Source organism: Variovorax sp. 20P10.2.4, assembly GCF_058244205.1.
Window position 1 is genome coordinate 1 of the sequence record NZ_JBZAYE010000385.1, and the last position, 7,160, is coordinate 7,160.

6 protein-coding genes are annotated in these 7,160 nt (G+C 67.7%); all 6 read right to left on the reverse strand.

The genetic code is table 11. The annotated features are described in order from the left end of the window. Nucleotides 1-52: 52 nt before the first annotated feature. On the reverse strand, nt 53-1,582 hold the full coding sequence (locus AC27VN_RS27695) for a sugar ABC transporter ATP-binding protein (RefSeq protein ID WP_490878610.1): 1,530 nt from the start codon (nt 1,580-1,582) through the stop codon (nt 53-55). Nucleotides 1,583-1,586: 4 nt separating this feature from the next. Next, nucleotides 1,587-2,795, reverse strand: a complete 1,209-nt coding sequence (mmsB, locus tag AC27VN_RS27700; RefSeq protein WP_490878611.1) for a multiple monosaccharide ABC transporter permease — start codon at nt 2,793-2,795, stop codon at nt 1,587-1,589. Further along, nucleotides 2,782-4,308 (reverse strand): multiple monosaccharide ABC transporter ATP-binding protein, encoded by a 1,527-nt coding sequence (mmsA, locus tag AC27VN_RS27705; RefSeq protein ID WP_490878614.1) that lies wholly within the window; start codon nt 4,306-4,308, stop codon nt 2,782-2,784. Before mmsA ends, mmsB begins: the two co-directional genes overlap by 14 nt. Before the next feature lie 38 nt (nt 4,309-4,346). After that, complete coding sequence (gene chvE, locus AC27VN_RS27710) at nt 4,347-5,417, reverse strand: multiple monosaccharide ABC transporter substrate-binding protein (protein WP_490878612.1); 1,071 nt, start codon at nt 5,415-5,417, stop codon at nt 4,347-4,349. A gap of 8 nt (nt 5,418-5,425) precedes the next feature. Continuing rightward, entirely contained in the window at nt 5,426-6,391 is a 966-nt protein-coding gene (locus tag AC27VN_RS27715) for an ABC transporter substrate-binding protein (protein ID WP_057594593.1), read from the reverse strand. Between the two features lie 60 nt (nt 6,392-6,451). Next, nucleotides 6,452-7,160: aldehyde dehydrogenase family protein (locus tag AC27VN_RS27720; protein ID WP_490878613.1), on the reverse strand; the 709-nt coding region annotated here is incomplete at its 5' end.

Below are 7,160 nucleotides of genomic sequence, written 5' to 3' on the forward strand. Positions count from 1 at the left end.
AGTACCCCGTCGGCGCGCGCCCGTCCCGAACGAACAAAGCAAGACAAGCGCTTCATGCCGCAGCAATCATGTCGTACACCTCGTCCTCGGTAGCCCCGCCCGGCAACTCCCCCACCTTCTTCCGGTCGCGCAGGACAACGATGCGATGCGCAACCCGCACCACCTCGCTCATCTCGGAAGAGATGAAGATCACCGCCATCCCCGCGCGCGCGAGTCGCAGGATCTCTTCCATGATCTCCTGCTTGGCCGCCACGTCGATACCGCGCGTGGGCTCGTCGAGGATCAGGATGCGCGGCTCGGTCGCGAGCCAGCGCGCGATCATCGCCTTCTGCTGGTTGCCGCCCGAGAGCAGACCGATGGGAGTCTCGACACTCGCCGTCTTGATGCCCAGCGAGGCCACGAAGCGCTCGGCCATCGCCGTCTGTTCGGCATGCGAGAGGAGCTTGCGCGTGCCCAGCCGCGCCTGCAGCGCGAGCGCGATGTTCTCGCGCACCGACAGCTCGGCCACGATGCCGTCGGTCTTGCGCTCCTCGGGGCACAGCGCCAGGCCCTCGCGGATCGCATCGGCCGGGTTCGAGAAGCTCAGCGTGCGGCCCTCGATCTTCAACACCCCGCGGTCGGGCGTCTCGAGCCCGAACAACAGCCGCGCCAGTTCCGTGCGACCCGCGCCCAGCAGGCCCGCGATGCCGACCACCTCGCCGGCGCGCACGCGCAGGTCGGTCGGTTGAAGCTGGCCGGCCTGCGCCAGTCCCTCGATCTGCAGCAACGCGGGGGCCGCCTCGTCGAAGGCCGGCAATGCCGCGGGCCGTGCCGACTGCGCCGCCAGCTCGCGCCCGAGCATCGCCGCGATCAGCGCCTGCGGTCCCAGGTCCGCCGCCTTCCATTCCCCCACCCAGTGGCCATTGCGCAGCACCGTGATGCGGTCGGACACCGCGTACATCTGGTTGAGGAAGTGCGTCACGAAGACGATCGCCATGCCTTCCGCGCGCAGCCGCCGCAGCACCTCGAACAGCTTCTCGACCTCGTCGTCGTCCAGGCTCGAGGTCGGCTCGTCGAGGATCAGCACCTTCGACGACACACCGAGCGCGCGCGCGATCGCCACCATCTGCTGCACCGCCACCGAGTAGCTCGACAGCAGCCGCGTCACGTCGATCTCGAGCCCGATGCGCGCGAGCAGTTCTTCCGCGCGGCGGTTCACCGCGCGCCAGTCGATGCGAAAGCCCTGCAGCGCGCCGCGGCGCGGATAGCGGCCCGCGAACACGTTCTCGGCCACCGACAGGTTCGGGCACAGGTTCACTTCCTGGTAGACCGTGCTGATCCCGAGCTTCTGCGCATCGAGCGGCGACGCCGGATGGATCGCCTGCCCGTCGAGGAACATCTCGCCGCCGCTCGAGGGCAACACGCCCGTCAGCACCTTGATCAGGGTCGACTTGCCCGCGCCGTTCTGCCCCATCAGCGCATGCACCTCGCCCGGATACAGCTTGAGCTGCACGTCGTCGAGCACGGCGATGCCGCCGAACTGCTTGCGGATGCCGCGCAGCGCGAGCACGGGCAGGGGCGCGGAGGTCGCGGAATCGGTCATGGCGCTACTTGTTCTTGTTGTAGACGTCGATGAACACCGCCGCCAGCAGCACCAGCCCCTTGATCACCTGCTGGTAGTCGATGCCGATGCCGAGGATCGACATGCCGTTGTTCATCACGCCCATGATGAAGGCGCCGATCACCGCGCCCATCACCTTGCCCACGCCGCCCGAGGCCGAGGCGCCGCCGATGAAGCAGGCCGCGATCACGTCGAGCTCGAAGCCCAGGCCGGCCTTGGGCGTGGCGGTGTTGAGCCGGGCCGCGAACACCAGGCCCGCGAGCGCCGCCAGCGCGCCCATGTTCACGAAGGTGAGGAAGGCCAGGCGCTGCGTCTTCACGCCCGACAGCCGCGCCGCCTTCTCGTTGCCGCCCAGCGCATAGATGCGCCGGCCGATGGTGGTGCGGTTGGTGACGAAGTCGTAGGCCACGATCAGCACCGCCATCACGATCAGCACGTTGGGCAGGCCCTTGTAGGTGGCCAGCAGGTAGCTGAAGAACAGGATGATGGCCGCGAAGAACAGGTTCTTCACGAGGAAGAAGGCATAGGGCTCCTGCGCCATGCCGTGCGCCGCGAGCTTCGCACGGCCGCGCAGCTTGAAGAACACCAGCGCCGCGGCCGCCAGCGCGCCCACGACCAGCGAGGTGGTGCGCAGCGCCGCGCCGCCGAGCGGGTCGGGAATGAAGCCCGAGCTCAGGCGCTGGAAGGCCTCGGGAAACGGCCCCACCGACTGGCCCGCGAGCAATGCCAGCGTGAGCCCCTTGAACACCAGCATGCCCGCGAGCGTGACGATGAACGAGGGGATCTTGCGGAAGGCCACGAACCAGCCCTGCGCCGCGCCGATGAGCGCGCCCGCGAGGATGCTCACGATCGCGGTCGGCACGAAATGCCATTCGTACTCCACCATCAGCACCGCCGCCAGCGCGCCGATGAAGCCGCAGACCGAGCCCACCGACAGGTCGATGTGGCCGGCCACGATCACCAGCAGCATGCCCAGCGCCATGATCACCACGTAGCTGTTCTGCAGCAGCAGGTTCGTGAGGTTCAGCGGCCGCAGCAGGGTGCCGTCGGTCAGCACCTGGAACAGCACCATGATCGCGACCAGCGAGATCAGCATGCCGTATTCGCGCAGGTTGTTCTTGAGGAAGCCCGCATGCAGGCCCCCGGGCTCGGCGGCCACGGCGGCGGTCGCCACCTGCGCTTCAGGCCGCGACATGGACCGTGCTCCCCGCGCGCACGATGGCGTGCATGATGCGTTCCTGCGTGGCCTCGGCGGCCGTGAATTCGGCGACGAAGCGCCCCTCGTTCATCACGTGGATGCGGTCGCACATGCCGAGCAGCTCCGGCAGTTCGGAAGAGATCATGAGAATGCCTTTGCCCTCGCGTGCGAGCCGGTCGATGATGGTGTAGATCTCGTACTTGGCGCCCACGTCGATGCCGCGCGTGGGCTCGTCGAGGATCAGCAGCTCGGGCTGCGTGAACAGCCACTTGCTCAGCACCACCTTCTGCTGGTTGCCGCCCGAGAGGTTGACCACAGGCTGCTCGATGCCCGCGCAGCGGATGTTGAGCGCCTTGCGGTACTCGTTCGCCACCTGGAACTCGCGGCCCGGGTCGATCACCAGGCCGTCGGCCACCGCGTCGAGGTTCGCGAGGCTCACGTTCTTGCGGATCTCCTCCTCGAGCACCAGGCCCAGGCCCTTGCGGTCCTCGGTCACGTAGGCGATGCCGTGGTCGATGGCCTTGCGCACCGTGCTCACGTCGACCGCCTTGCCGTGCATCAGCACCTCGCCACTGATGCGCTGGCCATAGGAGCGGCCGAACACGCTCATCGCGAGCTCGGTGCGGCCCGCGCCCATCAGGCCCGCGATGCCGACGATCTCGCCCTGGCGCACGCGCAGGCTCACGCCGTGGATCTGCTCGCGGTCGGCATGCTGCGCGTGGTGCACGCGCCAGTCGCGCAGCTCGAACACCGTCTCGCCGATCTTCGGCTCGCGCGGCGGATAGCGGTGCGCCATGTCGCGCCCCACCATGCCGCGCACGATGCGGTCCTCGCTGATCGGCTGGGCGCGGCAGTCCATGGTCTCGACCGTGGCGCCGTCGCGCAGCACGGTGATCGCATCGGCCACCTTGGCGATCTCGTTGAGCTTGTGCGAGATCAGGATCGAGGCGATGCCCTGGCGCTTGAGTTCGAGCAGCAGGCGCAGCAGCGCGTCGCTGTCGGTCTCGTTGAGGCTCGCGGTGGGCTCGTCGAGGATCAGCAGGCGCACCTCCTTCGCGAGCGCCTTGGCGATCTCCACCAGCTGCTGCTTGCCCACGCCGAGGTCGGTCACCAGCGTGGTCGGCGCTTCCTTCAGGCCGACCTTGGCGAGCAGCTCGCGCGTCCTCGCATAGGCCGCGAACCAGTCGATCACGCCGCCGCGCGCGATCTCGTTGCCGAGGAAGATGTTCTCGGCGATCGACAGCAGCGGCACCAGCGCGAGCTCCTGGTGGATGATGATGATGCCGAGCTTCTCGCTGTCGGCGATGCCCCGGAAGCGGCGCGGCTCGCCCTCGAACAGGATCTCTCCGTCGTACGAGTCGCAGGGGTAGACGCCGCTGAGCACCTTCATCAGCGTGGACTTGCCGGCGCCGTTCTCGCCCACCACCGCGTGGATCTCGCCCGCGCGCACCGCGAGGTTGACGTTGCTCAGCGCCTTCACGCCCGGGAAGGTCTTGGTGATCCCGCGCATCTCGAGGATCGTGCCGCCGCCGTGCGCGCCGCGCTCGTTCACTTGACCTGGCTTTCCTTGTAGTAGCCGCTGTCGACCAGCACCTGCTTCCAGTTGCTGCCGTCGACGCTGACCGGCTTGAGCAGGTACGAGGGCACGACCTTGACGCCGTTGTTGTAGGTCTTGGTGTCGTTGACCTCGGGCGTCTTGCCCGAGAGCATGGCGTCGACCATCGCCACCGTGACCTTCGCGAGTTCGCGCGTGTCCTTGAACACGGTCGAGCTCTGCTCCTTGCGCAGGATCGACTTCACCGACGGGATCTCGGCGTCCTGGCCCGACACCACCGGCATGGCCTGCGAGCCCGAGCCGTAGCCCACGCCCTTGAGCGAGGACAGGATGCCGATCGACAGCCCGTCGTAGGGCGAGAGCACCGCGTCGACGCGCTCCTTGGTGTAGAAGGCCGACAGCAGGTTGTCCATGCGCGCCTGCGCCACCGCGCCGTCCCAGCGCAGGGTGCCGACCTTGTCCATGCCCATCTGCTTGCTGCGCACCACCAGCTTGCCGCTCTTGATGTAGGGCTCGAGCACCGACATCGCGCCGTTGTAGAAGAAGAAGGCGTTGTTGTCGTCGGGCGAGCCGCCGAACAGCTCGATGTTGAAAGGCCCCTTGCCGGCCTTGAGGTCGAGCGCCTTCTCGATCGACTGCGCCTGCAGCACGCCGACCTGGAAGTTGTCGAAGGTGGCGTAGTAGTCGACGTTCTTCGAGCCCTTGATGAGCCGGTCGTAGGCGATCACCTTCACGCCCTTGTCAGCCGCCTTTTGCAGCACGTCGGACAGCGTGGTGCCGTCGATGGCCGCGATCACCAGCACCTTCGATCCCTTGGTCACCATGTTCTCCACTTGGGCGAGCTGGTTCGGGATGTCGTCGTCGGCGTACTGCAGATCGGTCTTGTAGCCCTTCTCCTTGAAGTACTTGACCATGTTGGCGCCATCGGCGATCCAGCGCGCCGAGGACTTGGTGGGCATCGAGATCGCGATCAGGCCCTTGTCCTGCGCCCGGGCCAGCGGCGCGATGCCGGCGGCGGCGAGCGCGAGGCCCGCCACGGCGGCCTTGAGGAAGTTGCGCTTCATGGTCGTCCTCAGTACTTGCGGTTCGGGAATTCCTTGGCGGCCACTTCCATCGGGAAGATGCCCTCCTCGGTCACGATGCGCTTGGGCAGCGTCTTGCCGGCCTTGATGTCCTTCACCGCCTGCATCAGCTGCGGGCCCAGCAGCGGGCTGCACTCGACCGAGACGTTGAGCTTGCCGGCGATCATGGCCTCGAAGGCGCCCTTCACGCCGTCGATGGAGATGATCACGATGTCCTTCGCGGGCTTGAGTCCGGCCTCCTCGATGGCCTGGATCGCGCCGATCGCCATGTCGTCGTTGTGCGCGTAGAGCACGTTGATCTTCTTGCCCTCGGCCTTGAGGAAGGCTTCCATCACCTCCTTGCCCTTGGCGCGCGTGAAGTCGCCGGTCTGCGAGCGCACGATCTTGAACTTCGGGTCGGCCTTGATGATTTCCTCGAAGCCCTTCTTGCGGTCGATGGCGGGCGCCGAGCCCACCGTGCCCTGCAGCTCGACGATGTTGACCTCGCCCTTCTGGTCCTTCATCTTCTCGACCAGCCAGCGGCCGGCCTTGCGGCCCTCCTCGACGAAGTCCGAGCCCATGAAGGTCACGTAGAGCGTGTCGTCCTTGCTGTTGACGGAGCGGTCGGTCAGCACCACCGGGATCTTGGCGGCCTTGGCCTCGCGCAGCACCGTGTCCCAGCCCGACTCGACCACGGGCGAGAAGGCGATCACGTCGACCTTCTGCGCGATGTACGAGCGGATCGCCTTGATCTGGTTCTCCTGCTTCTGCTGCGCGTCGGAGAACTTGAGCTCGATGCCGGCCTCCTTGGCCGAGGCCTTGATCGACTCGGTGTTGGCGGTGCGCCATTCGCTTTCGGCGCCGACCTGCGCGAAGCCCAGCACGAGCTTCTTCTGCGCGAGGACGGAAGCCGGCAGCAGACCGCCGAGGGCGGCGGCGGCGAGCGCGGCGTTGAGGGTGCGGCGGTTCATGGTCATGGGTCGTCTCCTGTTGTGGATGGGGGCTGCTGGTCGGAAACCGGGGGACCTGGGTGCGGGTCAGGCCAGCATGTAGCCGGTCTTGACCTGCGTGTAGAACTCGGCGGCATGGCGTCCCTGCTCGCGCGGGCCGTAGCCCGAGCCCTTGCGGCCGCCGAAGGGCACGTGGAAGTCCACGCCCGCGGTCGGCAGGTTGACCATGGTCATGCCGACCTCGGCATGGCGCCTGAAATGCATCGCGTGCTTCAGCGAGTTGGTGCAGATGCCGGCGCACAGGCCGAACGGCGTGTCGTTGCACAGTGCGAGCGCATGCTCGTAGTCGGTGGCGCGCAGCACGCAGGCCAGCGGGCCGAAGATCTCCTCGCGCGCGATGCGGTGGCCGGGCTCGGCCAGGAACAGCGCCGGGCTCATGTAGTGGCCGGCGGTGGCGCGCTCGAGCGCTTCGCCGCCCCAGACATGCTCGGCGCCCTCGGCGCGCGCTATGTGGGCCCAGGCGAGATGCCCCGCGAGCCGTTCGGCGTCAGCCACCGGGCCGATCTCCACGCCGCGCTCGAGCGCATGGCCCACGCGCAGCGCCTTGAGCCGCTCGCGCAGCCGCGCCACGAAGGCGTCGTGCACCGCGGCCTCGACGATCAGCCGGCTCGAAGCCGTGCAGCGCTGGCCGGCCGAGAAGTAGGCACCCTGCACCGCGCAGTCGACCGCGCGCTCGAGGTCGGCATCGGCCAGCACCACCAGCGCGTTCTTGCCGCCCATCTCGAGCTGCACCCGG

Bases quoted from the DNA above. Each gene is read 5' to 3' on its own strand.
- AC27VN_RS27695 (WP_490878610.1), bottom strand. From the start codon at position 1,582: ATGACCGATTCCGCGACCTCCGCGCCCCTGCCCGTGCTCGCGCTGCGC.
- mmsB (WP_490878611.1), bottom strand. From the start codon at position 2,795: ATGTCGCGGCCTGAAGCGCAGGTGGCGACCGCCGCCGTGGCCGCCGAG.
- mmsA (WP_490878614.1), bottom strand. From the start codon at position 4,308: ATGCGCGGGATCACCAAGACCTTCCCGGGCGTGAAGGCGCTGAGCAAC.
- chvE (WP_490878612.1), bottom strand. From the start codon at position 5,417: ATGAAGCGCAACTTCCTCAAGGCCGCCGTGGCGGGCCTCGCGCTCGCC.
- AC27VN_RS27715 (WP_057594593.1), bottom strand. From the start codon at position 6,391: ATGACCATGAACCGCCGCACCCTCAACGCCGCGCTCGCCGCCGCCGCC.